This window comes from Pseudoalteromonas sp. 2CM28B (assembly GCF_023161935.1).
Map to the genome: position 1 here is coordinate 22,040 of NZ_JALNTH010000039.1, position 17,595 is coordinate 39,634.

Here is a 17,595-nt window from a genome sequence, read left to right on the forward strand (position 1 = left end):
ATGTATAGTGATTTGTTTAACAGCTGCAAAAAGAGCCTGCCTAGGGACAATTAGCTTTTTGCATATGCCTTAACAAAATAACAATAATTATAGAGTTTGTTGACTGTTAAAGTTAAAAATTTGCCTGTTTAGTCGTTATTTTAATGGGCTAAGCAGTTAAGCACTGATCAGTATGATAACGCAGTTGTTTTTGGGATTATTTAAAAACAGTTTTAGCTCATCATATTTGCCTACCTAAATACCAAGTATGCTCAAAAAATGTAATTTTATAAATAAACAGGCATTGATTGTGCGAATAAAAAGGAGCTTGTTAGCTTATTAAGTAACGATAATATGTTGCATAAATTCACAAATGCGCAATATAATGCAAATAGTTGTTATTTGCATGTACAGATGTGCGCGCCTGCTATTTATTAAATGAGCTAAAAATGAATAATAAAAAAACCTTTAGCGCTACAAAGCGTCGCCATTTAATGGCGTGCGTATTGGCATTGGTAACCGCTACGGTGATGATCACCGGGATGACTACCTACTTGCCCTTACAAATGAGTGAACAAATTTTACTGCCTATTTTACTGTTTCCAATTATTTGGGTTGGGCTTTTTATATATGCCTACATTAGCGAAAAAGCATGGCAGCCACTTTTACTCATGATCACTTTGTGTTTAGTGCATGGAATTTTAAGTTATTTTGCATTAATGCAGGGGCAAGGATGAAATCAATTACTTTAAAAAAGCTATTTTTATTACATAGTTGGGTGGGCGTAGTAACCGCCGTTTTATTGTTTGTTGTGGCATTTACCGGCGCGTTAGCAGTACTTGCCAGGCCTGAGCTAAAAATTTGGGCCAACCAATCACTGCAGCAAACTCAACATATTCCTGATAGCGAAATAAGCATATTAGTTAACACATACCACGCTCAAGTGCCCAAAGAGTTTGGTGAAAATATTCATGTGTTTATGCCAACAGGGCATAATTTTCATTTACTGGCTTTAGTATTTGAATCGCACCATGGTGATGAAAATTACCAGCAAGAAGTACTTCGGGCATTTGAATTTGACCCAGTCAGCTTAGCGTTGGTAAATACCTACTATGGCCCTAGTAAGCAATATTATGCCAATAGAAAAACAGATGCAGCCAGCTACATTGGTGAGTTTCACGCTGACTTACATTTAGGGCGACCTATAGGGCTTATTTTAACTGGGTTTTTAGGTTTAACATTATTAGTAAGTACAGTAACTGGCTTATTTATACATCGTAAATTAATTAAAGAGCTGTTCACCTTTAGGTGGCTTAAAGGCTTTGATGTAACCATAAGTGACGGCCACAAAGTAATGGGCATTTGGGGCAGTATTTTTAATATTGTAATTGGCTTTAGTGGCGCATTTTTAGGGCTCGCAACCGTAATTTTACTACCTGCAGCAGCTTTTGTTAGCTTTGGAGGAGACCAAGATAAGTTGATAGAAACTTTTACAGCTATTCCTGAGCCAATAATTAGTCATGTAAATCAGCCGACTAACATAACCGCTATTTTAAGTGATGCGCAACAACGCTACCCACATGCAGTTATTTTAGATGCCACGGTAATGGCGCATAACGATGCTAACGCACAAGTGTATTTACGCCTTTTAGGAGGCGAAGCCGTGGCTTCTCAGTTATTGCATTACAATGGGCAAGGGGAGTACATCACTTCTATGAGTAGTTTTGGCGATATTGCAGGGGTATCAATTAAAATTATTGAAATACTCTTCCCACTCCATTTTGGTAATTTTGCAGGTTTATTTGTGAAGTTACTTTGGGTAATGCTTGGCTTAGCATGTGCCTTAATGCCACTTTCTGGCGTGATGATGTGGTTAGCAAAGCGTACCAGAGGCAGCACACCAACGCTTAGCGCTGGCGCATATGCAAGGTGGAACCGCTTTATTATAGGCAGTTGCGGTGGTTTAGTGCTTGCTTGTTGTGTGTTATTCCCTGTGCAAGTACTTTTAAACTATGCCGTGGCTGGCGCTGAGCACAATGCTTACTTTGGGCCGGTATTTTTTTACGCGTGGTTAGTATGGCTAGTAATTGCAGCATTTTGGCAAAACTATAAAAACTACTTTAGAGCAACCTTGTTGCTTTGCGCCTTATTCTTAATAAGTGTTTTACCACTTAATAGTGTATTGGGCGTTAATAATATTATTAACGCAAACAGTACCCTAGTGGCATTTACAGATATTAGCTTTTTAATTGTTGGACTGGCGTTTTTATGGGGATACTTAAAAACAAAACCTGATGCCATAGCAATTGCAGAGGTAAAAGCAGCATGAGCACCGTTATGATAGTTATTGCGCTAGCGTGTTTACTGGCCGCTTTATTATTAATGAGAAGTAAGCACTTCAAAGTAGCCTATAAGTGGCTGTATTGTTGGGCTTTAATAGCTATTGCCTTAGCGTTTTTTATACATGTTTACGCTGTGCTAGCGGGCATTGTATGCACCATTGTAGCGTTTACTGTAATGGGCATACTGGTTGCGCTATCTAAAGGGAAACAACACACTTAGCTTAAAAAGGCTTTGGCTGTATCAATTCCCATTTTGTACCCATCGTTAAGGCGTTTAACATTTTTGGTTGTACGACCCACTCTAAATTGGGGCGGTGGAGCAATAATATTGATTTTGCAATCTTCAGGCGGGTTATTAATAAAATCTATGCTGCTGTTATAAACATGCGCTCTGTTAATCGAGCTATTTATTAAAGCAGGGTAGTTTTTATAAAGTTTTTTGGTTAACCACTGAGATTTACTTGGCTTTTTTCTATAGCCTAGTGGCTGAGAAAGCACCACGGTTATTTCTTGAGCACCCATTTCGTATGCTTTTATTACGGGAATAGAGTCTGCTACGCCGCCATCGGTCATCGCAATATCATTAATTATAGGGTAGTTACGATACGCAATTGGAATCGCGCACGATGCCTTAAGTTGCTCTACCATCGCATCACTACTTGCTTTAAGGTAATGGGGCTGCCCTGTGGTGATAGCTGTAGAGACGATATAAAATTCGTGAGCTGCCTTTGCAAAGGCTTCTGTATTGAGGGGGATTTCTTTAATGGTTGCTTGCCACAGCCAATCTAAATCAAATAAGTGGCCGCCTTTGATAAAGCGCGCTAAGTTAATAAATTCAGGCCGACACGAAAAATCGGTAATAACATGGTAGTTTCGTTTAGGTTGTTGGCATAAATAAGCGGCTATATTGGTAGCGCCAGCAGAAACCCCAAAGTAATTAGTAAAAGGTTGATAGCGCTGCGCTAAAAACTCATCCAACACGCCGGCGGCAAAAATACCGCGCATTGCACCTCCCTCAACCACTAAAGAATGTTTATTGTTATTATTAATCATACTATTACCTCCCTTTTGATGATATTACCAACTAACCAAGTAAAGCGCGATAAAATGCTGAAATAATTATACCCATTTGCCACATTACTTAATTCACTTAAGGGATTAAACTTAGCGCTAACGGCGCTAAAAATTTTGATATAAACAGAGCAATAAAGAAGCTTTTATCCTGTAATCAGCATGGTTTAGTATTTAAAACTAAATCACTTAATTAAGCTATTTGGTATTAGTGCACTGTTTGGCTTAGCAAAAGCATTTAGTTGCTAATATGTTTTGTTTAATCGTAAGTGTTGGGTATTTCTGATAAAGTATTTATTAATACAAGGCTTTGTTAATATTAAAGAATCGTTATTTATGACTGACTCAAGTGTGACCGTATTTAGTAATTTGCAAAATAAGTTAGGTGAAAGCCCGCTTTGGCACCCTTTGCTTGAAACGCTATTTTGGGTAGATATAGAAAAAAATCTCCTGCTAAGTAAGTGTTTAACAAAGCCTGACTCACTAACACAAGTTGAAATGCAAGATACGGTTTCGGCTTTAGCGTGGCTTGATAAAGCACACCTTATTATTGGCACCAGTACGGGTATTTATAAATACCATATAGCTTCTGGGGTGCGCCAAACGCTCACATTTTTAGAAAATACCCAGTCCACACGGCGCTCTAACGATGGTCGGGCAGACCCTTGGGGTGGTTTTTGGCTAAGCACTATGGATACAAACGCCCGCTCAGGCGAAGGTAAGATTTACCGTTTTTATCAAAATTCGCTTAATTGCGTGGTGCAAGGTTTAACCATTCCCAACGGGTTATGTTTTGATAAAGCGCGCTCACGTGCTTATTACTGCGACTCAAAAGCCAGCTGTATTTTTACTTTAAATGTAAACCCAGATAGCGGTGAGCCTATATTACCCGCCCAAGTTTTTTATCAATTTAAAAATACCCAAGTAGACCCAGATGGCTGTGTGATTGATGCCCTTGGCAACTTATGGCTTGCGGTATGGGATATGGGCTGCGTTATGTGTTTATCGCCAGATGGGGAGGTTTTAAACACACTGTCGCTTGCAGCAACAAAACCTACAAGCGTTGCGTTTGGTGGCAACAACGCACAGTGGCTATTTATAACTTCTGCAGATGACAGTAATGTAAAAACTAACCAGTCATTACAAGGTAATGTATTTAAAATATCAGGTATAAAAAGCGGGCAGCTAGAGCCGCCCGTAATAATATAAAACGTTACGGGGCAGGGGCAACCCACATAACACCTACCTCTTTTTTAACCACTATTACTTTGGTGCCAGCACTAATGGGTTGTGTACTTTTGAGTTGCCAGCTTATGCCAGAATATTGATGTGTTGTTATTTCTTTATCTGAAACATCTTTTGCTAATACAAAAGTAAGATCGGCGAAATCGCTATTTATTTGCTTAGAATCTACATTTTCTTGCATACGTTTCATGGGTTTCCATAAAAGTAGTGCCAAAACAGCGGTAATGATGGTATTGCTCCAAAGTGCCGCTGTAATAGTTTCGGGTAGTACTCCTGCAACCATTAATAGCCCAGAAGTAAGCAAAGACAACCCCAAGAAAAGCAGAATAATAGTAGATAGCCCTAAAACGGTGACTTCTATTATTAATGCAATAATACCTATAACCATTAAAGCTTGTGGTAAGTTTTGCGAAATTAGGTCCATATATTCTCCTAAATTAAGCTAATAGGCTTTATTGCAGCTTTTGCGTTTTATTTAATGTATTGATAATAGACATACCTTGCGCTACGAGCGAGCTAGCATCGGTGGCGTTATCGGGAAGTAAAACGACCGATGACTCTTTAGCTATGGCCTCTTTTGCAGCGATAGCCTTAGTTGCAAGGTCTAATTGGATAGCTTTTTGTCCTTGTTCTGTATCTGCTGCTGCACCTACTTCACGCAGAGCATCTGCTTGTGCTTCAGCTACCGCAATAATGGCTTTTGCTTCACCTTCTGCTCTGAGTATTTGTTCTGCTTTTTCTGCTTCTGCGGCAAGTACCTGCGCCTGCTTTTTACCCTCTGCAACATTAATATTTGCTTGTCTGTCACCTTCGGATTCTAATATTTGCGCGCGTTTTACACGCTCAGCTTTCATTTGTGCTTCCATTGCTTCCATAACTGATTGAGGCGGCACAATATCTTTTATTTCATAGCGTAAAACCTGTATACCCCATGGCTCAGCTGCTTGGTTAATAGCTGCCACAATGTTGGTATTTAATAAGTCACGTTCTTCAAATGTTTTATCTAGTTCCATTTTACCTAACTCTGAACGCATAGTTGTTTGCGATAATTGAGTAACAGCAAATACATAGTCATCCACGCCGTATGTTGCTTTGTAAGGGTCAAGTACTCGAAAGTACAATACACCGTCAACAATTAGAGAGATATTATCTTTTGTGATGGCTGACTGTGAAGGAACATCTTGAGCTTGTTCTTTCAAACTACGGTCTGCAGCAATGCGGTCTATAAATGGCACAATAAAATTGAGGCCGGCTTCTTTAGTTGATTGGTATTTTCCAAAGCGCTCTATTAACCATGCTCGGTTTTGAGGTACAAACTTAACACTACTTTTTAGAAGTACAATTACAAAAACAAGTAAAAATGCTTCAACAGTAAATACCATATTTAGTATTTGATTGATTGGATCCATTTAAAAATTCCTTATGAGAGTGGAGTTGCTGAGTTGTTGTATTGTTTATAATTTCAGCGTGTATAGATTATCACTACTTGAATTTATGCACCACAAAAACAAGCTTTTAGTGAGTGGGTTTAAATTGGCATACCTTATTACGGCCTGTTTCTTTTGCGGTATAGAGTGCTTGATCGGCTTTGCTTATAAAGCACTGTGGCGTGCTATTTTTATCAGGCGTGGCTGAATAAAAACCGATACTTAATGTTAAGTACTCACTTACGGTAGAATTATTGTGTTTTATGCCTGCCGCTTTAATTGCTTGTTGAATTAAGCGGGTAAATTGTTGGCAGTCTTGCTCATTAGTTGCCGGTAAAATGACGGCAAATTCTTCACCGCCATAGCGCGCGGCTAAATCGCTTTCGCGTCGGCATCGCGACTTAAGCGCTGCTGCCACCTTGACTAAGGCTTCATCGCCTTGTTGATGGCCGTAGCTGTCGTTGTAATTTTTAAAAAAATCTATATCGCACATAATTAAGCTAACGGGCTGCTTTGCACGTGCGCAGCGTTTAATTTCGCTCTCTAGTGCTTTGTCAAAACAACGTCTATTTGCAATTGTGGTGAGGCTGTCAGTATTTACAAGGTGGTTAAGCTTTTGATTTGCGGTAATTAGCTGTTGTTGAATATGCTGAAGCTCTTGCTTGTAGTTTAAGTTTTTAAACGCATTAGCGATTATTTCACCTACTAGTTTTAACCTAATTAAGTCTAAGTCTGTCCACTCACGTTTTTGCTTTACACAATCACAACCAATAAAGCCTACTAGCTCCTTATCGTAGCGAAGGCCAATACACAGTACCGATTGAATACCTTCACGCTCAAGTTCTTGTTTTTCTTTAGCCGCTTTTGCTGGGAGGCTGGCAACATCATTTACTTTAAATAAGTGTGTGGTGCCCATTAAATTAGCAAAGTAGGGGAGTGAGTTTTTTGGTATGTGCTGTAGTTGATCTTTAAATGGCTGAATCCCCTGGTTAACCCACTCATGGGTGTTACGCATTGACTTACCATCGTCAGAAAATTTAAATAAGTAGCTCCTATCGGCATGGCATACAGTGCCAATGGCTTTAAGCGCAAACTCTATATGAGTATCAATATCGTCAATTTGAATATCTATTAAGTCGGTAGAAATTTTTGAAATAATTTTATCAAAGTTATATTGCGCATCTTCGTTGTGTTCAATTATCTCAAACGTAGCAATGTATAAGTGACTATTTAGCGAGGCAAGTTTGGCGTTTAGTAATAGGCCGTGCGTTTGTTTTTGTAAAAATACGTGGCAGTTAGTATTTATAACTAAGTATTTTTCAAACAATTTCGCAACAGTAAATTGTTTTTTACTTTCTGGACTACTTAGCGTGAGGTGCTTAAAGTCTGCATCTTTTAATGTTGGCTGTGAGGGTAAATCAAATATACTCTGCGCTTGAGTGTTTGCTTTGTAGGCTTGTGTTTTAGCATCATAAAGTACAACGGCAAACGGAATAAGCTTTATAGTACTCCACATATCTTCGATTGGTTTTAAGCCCACTCATTGCTCCAGTTGATTTTACATACAATTTAATTGTTCCTACTATGTTATTTAGTACAACTTTAGCTATTTTGCTAAGTTTTTAGTGCGTTTAAGAGGGCTTCGTATTACAATTGCTACTGTATATCATTACCCTTTTCTACTCTAAGCCACCTGACGGCTTATTTGCATTTTAAGTATAGGTTTTTCAAGCATTTCATGACAGAAATCACTACACACCAGGCGTCTCGTCGTCGGTTACTTATCGCTTTAGCGATAACATGTTCATTTATGATAATTCAGGTAATTGGCGCTTATTACGCTAATTCGCTTGCTGTACTTGCCGATGCAGGGCATTTATTTGTGCATAATAGCTCGCTATTTATTGCCCTTATTGCCTCAAGCTTAGCAATTCATTTTGCTAAAACCTATAACGATGGCTATCAACGCGCTGAGCTCATTGGTGGTTTAATTAATGGTTTACTGTATTTGGCAATAAGCTCCGTAATTTTATATGAAGGTGTAGAGAGAATTTCCCATCATAACGATGGCCATGATTTAGCAATAAACAGCTTTTTAATGTCGAGTATTGCCTCTGTAGGGTTTTTATTTCATGGTGCTGCAGCGTGGGTACTTTATAAAGGCCGCAAAGCAAGCATTAATGTGTACGCTGTATTTTTGCATTCGTTTTTTGACATTATATCGACCATTTCTACGTTTATAGCAGGCGTACTTATTTATTTTACGGGCTGGAGCATTATTGATATTTTATCGAGCATGCTAATTGCCTCGTTTGTATTATTTACCGGCGGTAAAGTGATCACGAGCTGTATTAAAGGGCTGTTCTTTAATAACGCTAAGTTGCCTAAAGTGAAGGATATTGAGCAGTCAATTACCGATTTAGAGCATGTGCATAACGTACATAATGTGACGGTGTCGCGCAAAGACAGCGATATTATTGTCGGCGCTCACGTGGTGTTAAAAGAGCATTGTACAATTGAAAAGCACGATGAAGCCTGCCGCTTAAAAATAGAAAAACTCCTCGCTGCGCGTTTTAATGTTAAAAGCAGCGTACTGCAAATTGAAAGCCACGAATGCCAGCATATTCATAGCTAACTTTTTATTAAAGTGTGAATATGCTCATGTGTTTCGGGGTTTTGTAATTGCTCTGCACGCATTGGTTTTGCAAAATAATAACCTTGTAAAACATGACAACCTAACCCTTCTAAAAAGGCTTTTTGTTGCTTAGTTTCAACGCCTTCGGCTATGCAATAAAGCTCTAAGTTTTGAGCCAAAGTGTAAATAGTTTTGATGATCGACTCATCACTTTTATCAACCCCAATGCTGTTAACAAAGCTTTGATCTATTTTAATGACATCAATAGGGAACTGGCTCAAATAAGTAAGTGATGAGTAGCCGGTGCCAAAATCATCGAGTAACAGCTTAAAACCAGCCGATTTTAACTTTTGTAGTTGCTTTGCGGCTTTTTGCTTGTCTTCTAGCAGTATGTTTTCTGTTATTTCTAGGCGCAGTTGTACTGGGCTCATTTGATGCTGTTTTAATATATTGGTCAGCTTGGTTGCTATATTCGTCCTTAAAATGTGCTTTGGCGACAAGTTAAGTGAAATATAAAACAATGGGTTGCTGGCCAATGTAGGGGCTAGCTCAGTTAGCGCGCGCTCTAAAGCTTGCTCAGTTAATGCTTCTATCAGGCCTGTTTCTTCAGCAATAGGGATAAATAATGCCGGCGAGACAAATTGGCCGTTATTTTCCCAGCGCATAAGTAATTCAACCCCATTTATTGTTTGTGCGTGCGTGTCTATTATGGGTTGGTAGTGATTAAATAATAGATTATCTTTCGCGGCGTCTTTTAAATCGTTTTCGAGGATGAGCTTTTGTTTTATTTGCTCGTTCATCGAGTCGTTAAAAAACTTAAACCCGTTTCGGCCAGCTTGCTTTGCATGCATCATGGCTACATCGGCGTTTCTGATCAGTAAATCGGTCGAGCTGGCATCAAATGGGTATAAAGCCACGCCAATACTGGCTGATATATTAATAGAAAAATCTTCGATAATGACCTTATTGGCAAGTTCTGAGCTGATACTTTTGACTATGTTATTAAGTGCGGCTATGTCTTCTACGTTATCAATAAGCACTAAAAATTCGTCACCGCTTTGGCGGCCAAGTGTGGCATTACTTGGCAACATAGCGCTCACTCTTTGGGTAATATTACACAGCAGTTGATCTCCCACTGCGTGGCCAAATGTGTCGTTTACCGGTTTAAATTTGTCTAAATCTATAAATAGTAAAGCGCTTTGAGTGAGCTGTTGGTGAGCTTTTTTAATCGATTTACCAATTTTTTGATGCATTAAACTGCGGTTAGGCAATTGTGTAAGGGGATCGAAATTGGCTAAATAACGCAGCTCGTCTTCTGCCTTTTTTTGCTCGGTTAAATCCGAAATAACAATCACATAGTAACTTATGCTATGTGTATCTTTAGCGATTGCAGTGGCACTTATATGTATGGGGTGGTGCGGGTTAGTTGCAGTTTTAATAACGGCATCAGTTCGCCAATTTTGTTTTGCTGTTAAGCTTTTTAATGTGCTGGCATAGCTTTTACATTGCGCTTTACCTATCGCATTAACAAACACTTTTAAGCTAAGCGGATGTTTATGAGTTTGCGAAAACGTTTTTATAAAACTGTTATTTGCAGAAACCGGCACCAAGTTATTATCTAAAATAAGCAGCCAGTCGTTTATTTGCCCAAACGCCTCACCTAAAATGTTGGCTTGCTGCTCATTGGCACGTTGCTCAGTTATGTTGGTATATATGCCAGATACAGATACCGGTTTATTTGTGTGTTCGTCATAAATAATTTGCCCTAAATCTTGATACCACAACCAATGGCCAAGCTTATGCTTTAACCGGTAGGTTGCTTGCCAATGCTCATGCTTTTTTTGTTTGGTAAAATTTAACCAGTGCGAAATAACACGAGGTTTGTCTTCAGGGTGAATTAAAGCTAAATAATGTTTTAGCGGAATACGGTTGGGCAAATTAGTATACCCAAGCTCACTTCCTCGGTTTGTATTTACCGAATCGTCGTTGTAATGGTAATCCCAAATGCCACTTTTATTGTTACTGAGCGCAAGCTCCGTTTGTTTTTGCGAATGTATTGTCGCTTTTTGCGCATTAGCTATGGCTAGCTGTCTGCTTCTGTATTGCCAAAACAGTAAACACAGCACAGTTATAATAATTAAAATATAAGCTGCATATGCATAAGGAGACTTCCACGGCGCGTATGCCACATTAAAATTTAACAGCGCCGGCTTTGACTCGGTCGCACTATTAAAATTATACGCGCTGGCCTTTAATTGATAATTTCCTGGTGGGAGCTTTGTAAAAAATATTTTGTTTGCTTTTAAATCATCATACTCTAGCGAAGTAGGCCCTTGAAGCGTAATTTTGTAACGTGTTTCCGCGCTATTTTGAAAATCAAAATTAGAAAAGCTGACCTCCAAACCCATATCTTCATGTGTTAATTGCAATGCAGAGGTGGCAAACTGATTTGGCTGATAGTCTAAATCGCGAGACATTAAAGTAATATCGGTTATTGAGGTTGCTGTTTGCGTGCTTTGCTGTAAAAACTCAGCGGGGTTAAACGAAATTGCACCATAACTGCTGCCAAACATTACAGTGTTATTTTTAAGCGTAATTGCCCCTAAAGTACTAAATAAATTAACCGATAAACCATCTTTTACTGTAAAAACTCGCAGTCTTAACGTATCGGTATTTAAGCGGTACAAACCATTTTTACTGCTAAACCATAAATAACCATACTCATCGCTAATAAGTGAATAAATAGACTGCGTTTTTAAGGCGTTACTTACGTTAAAGTGGTGCTTTTTTTCAAAGCTCTGCGCATCAATACCCACTAGGCCTTCGCTGGTTGTTGCTAACCATAAAATATTGTTTTTGTCAGCTAACCAGTTTTCGACTGTGTGGTAATTTTGGCTGTCTTTTTTACTGGTTTTATAAATAGCGGTAAGGGTGTTTGTTTGTTCGTTAAACCGGTAAAAGTGGGTAGTTGTACTTAATACAAATTCATTTGGGTAATCATCAAAAGGTCGATGAAAGGTATAGGCCTCTAAAGGGTTTACATGTTGTTTTAACCCGTTAATTTCGCGCGTTAAGCCTGTTTTGCCATTGTACACATAAAAACTGTGATCATTATAAAAAGCGAATGTGTCGGGGGCTACCTCAGACAAACCATAAATAACCGCACCTTCAGACATTGCGTTATTTAAATCTTTTTTGGCAACGGCAGTGCCTGTTTCTTTGTCAAATAAAATTAAACTGTAGTACCCCGTTAGCCATAAATACCGTGAAGTGGATTCTAAATGCGCTTTATTAATTGCAAAAATAGCGTATTCACCATAAACCGCTTTAGGGTCTTGCGAGGTTAGGTAGTAGGTTGTTTTGTTTTTAGCATTTACATGAGCAAGGCCATTATCGGTGCCGTACCACATAGATAAATCATCGTCTTGGTAAATACTGTTTATATAGTTGTTTTCGGGTAGGGTGATTTTGTTAAAGCGCCGTGTGTTTATTGACCAAGTAAGCACGCCTTGAGTGCGCGACGCCAGCCAAAACACGCCACTTGAGTCGACCATTAAATCGTTAATAGTATTTTCGGTAATATTAAATTTACTTTGATCAAAGCTAAGAATTAACTCAGTGGTGCCCTTTTCTCGGTTAAATTCGAACAAGCCATGCTCTGTGGCAATAAATTCGCCATAGGGTGTATTGCTGTAATCCCAAATATTGTAATCAGCAATCACGCTTTTAGTGCTTTTATCTGCAGCTGCTCCTGCTGAGCTATTTAAACTTAACGCGTACATGCCCTCAACGGTGCCTACTAATAATCCTAGCGCGGGGTCTACAGATAAAAATTTAACATTACTGTTATCGACTGTTTGTTTATCGGGAGTATGTAAATTAAGAGGGGTTAATGACTCTGTTTTTAGGTCGTAGCTAAATAAACCCGTTTGTGTGCCTATAAATAGCGTATTTTTGTAATATTTTAACGCGCGCACCACGCTGTTTTCATTGCCTATAGTAAACTCTAAAGTAAGTGAATTTGTTTTAGAGTTAAGTGAATACACGTTGTTTAAAATGGCAAGGTAAAAGGTATCTTGGTTCTGGGCTATCGCTTCAATAGAAGCGAAACTAGCTGTATTACCTGCAAGATTGCCCGAAAATATATTACGAGTAGTTAACGTTTTTGGGTTAACTAAATAGGCACCGGCAAGCTCAGTAGAAACAATTATATTGCCTGCATGCGTTTTAAATAGTGTAGTGATGAAGTTTTCGTTAAGGGTAGATCCGCCATCAAAAGGGGTTACCGTGTAGCCGTCAAATCGATTAAGCCCTTGCGCTGTAGCTATCCAAATATAACCTAAATCATCTTGCAAAATTTTAGTTACGTAATTTTGGGATAAACCTTCAGCGGTAGATATTCGTTGTAGTTGTTGAGCATAATTTGTGGAGGCCGATACGCTAGTAATACAAAGAAAACATACAGTGGTGAAGAGAAAAAACAAAATACTCAATCGCACTAATAAACTCGCTCTAGGGCAGGGATATACATATAAAAGTTAATATAGCACATTTTTTAAAATGTGGATTACAACTTATAACAACTAAATTAAAGCACTAATTTAGTTATTTATAATCATTTAAGCTACGCTTACTAATTATATTTTACTTAAAAACGGGGTATTATGGTTAGTCACAAAAATTTGTCTGCAGATAACAGCGTGTTATTAGTGATAGATATTCAAGATAAGCTATCTCCTGCTATTAGCGAATTTTCTGATTTACTAGGGTGGGCAATAAAAATTGCCAAAGTAAGCGGCCTTTTTAAAATTCCTAGCATAGTGACTGAGCAATATCCTCAAGGGCTTGGTGGTACAAACAGCCTTTTAAAAAACACCCTTATAAACGCACAGACTGTTGAAAAAACACATTTTAGTGCGTGTAATGAGCCTGCGTTTAATGCTGTGTTTACAAAACTTACGCGTTCACAAATTATAGTAATAGGCACGGAGGCGCATGTATGTGTGTTACAAACCTGCTTAGATTTAATAGCACAAGGGTTTGAGGTGCATGTAGCTGCAGATGCTGTGGGCTCACGTAATACGATGCATAAATCGCTAGCTCTAGAGCAGTTACAACAGGCAGGGGCAATAATTACAAGCGTAGAAAGTATCATTTTTCAGTGGACAAAAAACGCAGCATTACCTGAATTCAAGATTGTTTTACCACTAATAAAGTAATAGTAACTTAAAATATGTTAATTAAAGTGGTCTAAATGTTTATTTTACGCGTATAATGTTTTTCTAGTTGTTTTGTATTAATTTAAGGTGTCCATGAGTAGTGTAAATCGTTTATTTATTATAATATTTTGCTTTTTATTTTTAGAATCTGTAGCAATAGGTTTATATTTCGGGACACTTACACAATCATTTATAGTCGGTCTACCTTTAAGTTTAATGCCTATATGGTTACTCAAAACTCAGCAAAATAACCCAATCACAGGTCATGTTGTTGCCGCAGCAGCAATGATGTTTTCATTTTTACACATCCAGCAAACATATGGCCTTATAGAAGTGCATTTCGAAATTTTTATCTTAATGGCCATGTTGATTATGTTTGTGCAATGGCAGGTGTTTATTACGGCCATTATTTTTGTGGCCGTTCATCATTTAAGCTTTTACTTTTTACAAACACAAAATACCGGTTTTTATGTATTTGACCCTGACAGACTGGCGTTTACTACGGTGCTTATACATGCCGGCTATGCAATAGTAGAAGTGTTTGTAGCAGGCTATATTGCTAAAACACTACAACAAGAGCGCAGAGCTGGCGTGTCTTTAACCAAAGCGACCGAAGCCATTATGCAAGACCCTGAGCATATACAGCTTTCGCTTAGAGCCGATGACAAAAAAAGCAATGCAGTAGCGGGCTTTAATACTTTATTGGGTTATTTATCAGATGTAATTAGACAAGTGCAAACGCAGTCTCTTTCACTGCAGCAGAATTCGCAGCAATTAATAAACGTACACGATGAGCTAGCAAGCGGGGCAGAGCAAAGAAAGCAACAAACTAATGATATAGCTGACTCTGGTGCTCAAGTTGCACAGGGTTTTAGCTTAGTTGAGCATGAAAGCGAAGTGTTAAAGCAGCAGGTAGATAACATTACTCAAGCTGCAAATAGCGCCTTAAATGACGTTATGCAAACAGACACTAAAAGCACGGAGCTACTTAATTTACTTAATCATACAGAAGAGCAAATAAATCATTTAGTGGCCGCTGGCGATGTAATATCAGGGTTGTTGAATGAAATATCAGGCATTGCAGAGCAAACTAACTTACTTGCGCTTAACGCAGCCATTGAAGCCGCAAGAGCGGGTGAGCATGGCCGCGGGTTTGCAGTTGTAGCCGATGAAGTCAGAACGCTTGCTACAAGCAGTAAAGCTACGACAGATAAAATTGCTTTAACATTAAAAGATTTAGTTACAAACAGTAAAACGTCAACCCAATCTATGAGCCAGTGTGTCGATTTTGTTGTTGATTTAACGCATATCAGCACCACCATGAAAGAAAACATAAGCGCCATGAGTGAGCAAATAAAAGCCGTCAGCCAAAGTACTCACTCTGTAGCGCAAGTTGTTGCTGAGCAAGCTGTAAACACAAAACAAATAGCCTCAAGCACAGAACAAATGCAGCAAAGCCAATATCAAGATACCAAAGTGGTAGAAAAACTCACCGCTAAAGTACAAATGATCGACGTAAGTATTTCGGTATTAGAGCAAAGCATTGCTAAATTTAAGTAATTCATCCATTAAAATGAGTGCAGTGATTGCTCTGTGGTTAGTATTGACGGTTTCTGGTTTAGTTTATTATCAATATAATCAGTTGCGCGTTTTTGACAGTTATGGCGTACTTGAACAACCAGGGTGGTTTACTAAATTTAAACAACACATAGGGTTTACAGCTGCAAAGCATAATTCGTTGATTATCGTTACAGACCCTGACTGTGGCTGCACCAAGCAAGCCCAGCCTCATTTAAAACAGTTGGCTGCGTTTTCTAAATCGCAAAATATTACGCTTATCAATATTGAGCAAACAGCCTCTTTACAAATACTGCTCCCTGCTACACCGGCTGCCGTGGTGATTAACGATAAAGGTGACTTTGTTTATGCCGGCCCACTTTCTCAAGGGCTCGGCTGCGCGCAGGGCAGTGGTTTTGTTGAAACGGTTATAAATAATCTTGTAGCTGGATTTAACAGCGAACTTTTACTTAATAAAACCAGTGGTTGTTACTGCACTGCTTAATAGCGCTATTACTGATTAGCCTTTTATAAGTATTAAAAAAGCCACCTGCGTAATATTAAGAATATTAGGCTTGTATGTTTGTGGCTTAAATGCGAGTAAGCGCTACCTTTACGGCTTTAGGTTACGGTTATAAACAACAAATTTTGATGAAGCCTACTGTTAGTACAATCACAGCAAGTGAAATTTAAAAGTACTTAAATATAGTTATTTCTATAATAACGCTTATTTAACTCTAGCCGCTTATTTGCCTGCTTTCTTGAAAGCGTCCTGCTCAATTACTAAATAGCATTTGAACTGTATCAAGGTTTGCTCATGCTTTAATTATTAGCACATGGGTTTAGACAACTAGCAAAATTATCACTGGACTTCCCATAGTTTGCTAGACACCCAATGAGTTACATTGTAACTTCTAATTAGAGGTGTTTTATGAGCAAAGGCAAACGGTATACCCAAGAATTTAAAATAAAAGCAGTTAAACAAATAACTGAACGTGGTTATTCAGTTGCTGAAGTATCAGAACGATTAGATATTTGTACCAAAACGTTATATCACTGGCGAAGCCAGTTATCAGAGAAACCCAAACAAGCCAAATCATCAGATGAACAACTAAGGATCGCCAAACTTGAGGCCGAGCTAAAACGTATCACGGAGGAACGCGACATTCTAAAAAAGGCCGCAAGGTACTTTGCCAGCAACCCCGAGTAAAGTACGCTTTTATTCGTGAGCATCAAAATGAGTTTTCTATTGTTGCGATGTGTAAACTATTTAAGCTACACCGCAGTGGCTTTTATGCGTGGTTAAAGAAGCCATTGAGTGACAGAGCAATCGAAGATAATCGTTTGCTTAAGCTTATTAGAGAGTTTTACGTTGCCAGTGGTGGCACTTACGGTAGTCCTTGGATACACGCAGATTTACGTGAAGCTGGTGAGCAATGTAGTGTTAATCGTGTCGCTAAGAGCATGCGCCAACATAAACTCAAAGCGCAAATAGGGTATAAACGTCGCCATATTAAAGGCGGTAAAACATCGCGCATTGCAGATAACTTGCTAGCTCGTCAGTTTAATCCTCCTGCGCCGAATCAAACTTGGGTAAGTGATATTACTTATGTGAGAACCTATGAAGGCTTCTTGTATGTAGCAACTGTCATGGATTTATTCTCTAGGCGCATCGTAGGCTGGTCGATGGATAAAAACATGGACAAGCACTTAGTAATTAAAGCATTGCTCATGGCAGTTTATCAGCGCCAACCCAAAGCTGACGTAATGGTACATGGTGATCAAGGAAGCCAGTATGGTAGCGCTGATTACTTAGCCTTTATGAAAGAACATAACCTTGTACCCTCAATGAGTCGAGCTGGGAATTGTCACGATAATGCAGTTGCTGAAAGCTTTTTTGCGACGATTAAAAAGCGAATAGTTAAGCGTAAGATATATTCGACAAGGGAAGATGCGAAAGCTGAGATATTCAATTTTATAGAAATGTTCTACAATCCAAAAAACGCCATTCACACACAGGCGGTGTTTCACCTGCTAAGTTTGAGGAAGCGTATTTTTCTGAGTTAGAAACTGTCTAGTTAAAGCTGGGAAGTCCAATTGAGTCTGTTTTTTGTACTTGC

General features: G+C 38.7%; 13 protein-coding genes and 1 pseudogene. 9 read left to right on the forward strand and 5 right to left on the reverse strand.

Translation table 11 applies throughout. The annotated features are described in order from the left end of the window. The first annotated feature begins 428 nt into the window (after nucleotides 1-428). From MTN96_RS30470 to MTN96_RS30480, 3 genes are read left to right on the forward strand one after another with little or no spacing between them, the layout of a single operon-like run. Nucleotides 429-716, forward strand: coding sequence for a hypothetical protein (locus MTN96_RS30470; RefSeq protein WP_031289698.1), 288 nt, complete (start codon nucleotides 429-431; stop codon nucleotides 714-716). After that, entirely contained in the window at nucleotides 713-2,308 is a 1,596-nt protein-coding gene (locus MTN96_RS30475; protein ID WP_248533943.1) for a PepSY domain-containing protein, read from the forward strand. The genes MTN96_RS30470 and MTN96_RS30475 overlap by 4 nt, the downstream gene beginning before the upstream one ends. Continuing rightward, on the forward strand, nucleotides 2,305-2,541 hold the full coding sequence (locus MTN96_RS30480) for a hypothetical protein (protein ID WP_248533945.1): 237 nt from the start codon (nucleotides 2,305-2,307) through the stop codon (nucleotides 2,539-2,541). Before MTN96_RS30475 ends, MTN96_RS30480 begins: the two co-directional genes overlap by 4 nt. Here MTN96_RS30480 and MTN96_RS30485 read toward each other — a convergent pair. Beyond that, on the reverse strand, nucleotides 2,538-3,374 hold the full coding sequence (locus tag MTN96_RS30485) for a patatin family protein (RefSeq protein ID WP_055253856.1): 837 nt from the start codon (nucleotides 3,372-3,374) through the stop codon (nucleotides 2,538-2,540). The two genes, MTN96_RS30480 and MTN96_RS30485, sit on opposite strands and share 4 nt — an antisense overlap. Nucleotides 3,375-3,728: 354 nt before the next feature. On the opposite strand from MTN96_RS30485, the gene MTN96_RS30490 reads away from it, so the two are divergent. Continuing rightward, on the forward strand, nucleotides 3,729-4,601 hold the full coding sequence (locus tag MTN96_RS30490) for an SMP-30/gluconolactonase/LRE family protein (RefSeq protein WP_248533946.1): 873 nt from the start codon (nucleotides 3,729-3,731) through the stop codon (nucleotides 4,599-4,601). Nucleotides 4,602-4,605: 4 nt separating this feature from the next. Here MTN96_RS30490 and MTN96_RS30495 read toward each other — a convergent pair whose 3' ends face one another. The 3 genes from MTN96_RS30495 to MTN96_RS30505 all read right to left on the reverse strand — a co-directional run bounded on the left by MTN96_RS30495 (nucleotide 4,606) and on the right by MTN96_RS30505 (nucleotide 7,604). Beyond that, complete coding sequence (locus MTN96_RS30495; protein WP_029774440.1) at nucleotides 4,606-5,061, reverse strand: NfeD family protein; 456 nt, start codon at nucleotides 5,059-5,061, stop codon at nucleotides 4,606-4,608. A gap of 28 nt (nucleotides 5,062-5,089) precedes the next feature. Further along, a complete protein-coding gene (locus MTN96_RS30500; protein ID WP_029774439.1) occupies nucleotides 5,090-6,046 on the reverse strand; it encodes an SPFH domain-containing protein in 957 nt (318 codons plus the stop codon). A 106-nt stretch (nucleotides 6,047-6,152) separates the two neighbouring features. Further along, nucleotides 6,153-7,604, reverse strand: coding sequence for a diguanylate cyclase domain-containing protein (locus tag MTN96_RS30505; RefSeq protein ID WP_248533948.1), 1,452 nt, complete (start codon nucleotides 7,602-7,604; stop codon nucleotides 6,153-6,155). 198 nt (nucleotides 7,605-7,802) lie between these two features. On the opposite strand from MTN96_RS30505, the gene MTN96_RS30510 reads away from it, so the two are divergent. Next, entirely contained in the window at nucleotides 7,803-8,699 is an 897-nt protein-coding gene (locus MTN96_RS30510; protein WP_248533951.1) for a cation diffusion facilitator family transporter, read from the forward strand. Here MTN96_RS30510 and MTN96_RS30515 read toward each other — a convergent pair. Next, a complete protein-coding gene (locus MTN96_RS30515; protein ID WP_374276185.1) occupies nucleotides 8,696-13,198 on the reverse strand; it encodes an EAL domain-containing protein in 4,503 nt (1,500 codons plus the stop codon). The two genes, MTN96_RS30510 and MTN96_RS30515, sit on opposite strands and share 4 nt — an antisense overlap. Before the next feature lie 165 nt (nucleotides 13,199-13,363). On the opposite strand from MTN96_RS30515, the gene MTN96_RS30520 reads away from it, so the two are divergent. The 4 genes and pseudogenes from MTN96_RS30520 (at nucleotide 13,364) to MTN96_RS30535 (ending at nucleotide 17,553) form a co-directional block, all read left to right on the forward strand. Next, a complete protein-coding gene (locus tag MTN96_RS30520; RefSeq protein WP_248533955.1) occupies nucleotides 13,364-13,918 on the forward strand; it encodes a hydrolase in 555 nt (184 codons plus the stop codon). A gap of 93 nt (nucleotides 13,919-14,011) precedes the next feature. Then, on the forward strand, nucleotides 14,012-15,478 hold the full coding sequence (locus tag MTN96_RS30525; RefSeq protein ID WP_248533957.1) for a methyl-accepting chemotaxis protein: 1,467 nt from the start codon (nucleotides 14,012-14,014) through the stop codon (nucleotides 15,476-15,478). Further along, nucleotides 15,462-15,980, forward strand: coding sequence for a DUF6436 domain-containing protein (locus MTN96_RS30530; RefSeq protein WP_374276186.1), 519 nt, complete (start codon nucleotides 15,462-15,464; stop codon nucleotides 15,978-15,980). The genes MTN96_RS30525 and MTN96_RS30530 overlap by 17 nt, the downstream gene beginning before the upstream one ends. A 426-nt stretch (nucleotides 15,981-16,406) precedes the next feature. After that, nucleotides 16,407-17,553 (forward strand): annotated as a pseudogene (locus MTN96_RS30535) (IS3 family transposase). Nucleotides 17,554-17,595 lie beyond the last annotated feature (42 nt).

What these genes read in the sequence shown, in the direction of transcription:
- MTN96_RS30520 (WP_248533955.1), top strand. Translation starts at nt 13,364, where the DNA reads ATGGTTAGTCACAAAAATTTGTCTGCAGATAACAGCGTGTTATTAGTG.
- MTN96_RS30470 (WP_031289698.1), top strand. Translation starts at nt 429, where the DNA reads ATGAATAATAAAAAAACCTTTAGCGCTACAAAGCGTCGCCATTTAATG.
- MTN96_RS30500 (WP_029774439.1), bottom strand. Translation starts at nt 6,046, where the DNA reads ATGGATCCAATCAATCAAATACTAAATATGGTATTTACTGTTGAAGCA.
- MTN96_RS30480 (WP_248533945.1), top strand. Translation starts at nt 2,305, where the DNA reads ATGAGCACCGTTATGATAGTTATTGCGCTAGCGTGTTTACTGGCCGCT.
- MTN96_RS30490 (WP_248533946.1), top strand. Translation starts at nt 3,729, where the DNA reads ATGACTGACTCAAGTGTGACCGTATTTAGTAATTTGCAAAATAAGTTA.
- MTN96_RS30475 (WP_248533943.1), top strand. Translation starts at nt 713, where the DNA reads ATGAAATCAATTACTTTAAAAAAGCTATTTTTATTACATAGTTGGGTG.
- MTN96_RS30510 (WP_248533951.1), top strand. Translation starts at nt 7,803, where the DNA reads ATGACAGAAATCACTACACACCAGGCGTCTCGTCGTCGGTTACTTATC.
- MTN96_RS30485 (WP_055253856.1), bottom strand. Translation starts at nt 3,374, where the DNA reads ATGATTAATAATAACAATAAACATTCTTTAGTGGTTGAGGGAGGTGCA.
- MTN96_RS30495 (WP_029774440.1), bottom strand. Translation starts at nt 5,061, where the DNA reads ATGGACCTAATTTCGCAAAACTTACCACAAGCTTTAATGGTTATAGGT.
- MTN96_RS30525 (WP_248533957.1), top strand. Translation starts at nt 14,012, where the DNA reads ATGAGTAGTGTAAATCGTTTATTTATTATAATATTTTGCTTTTTATTT.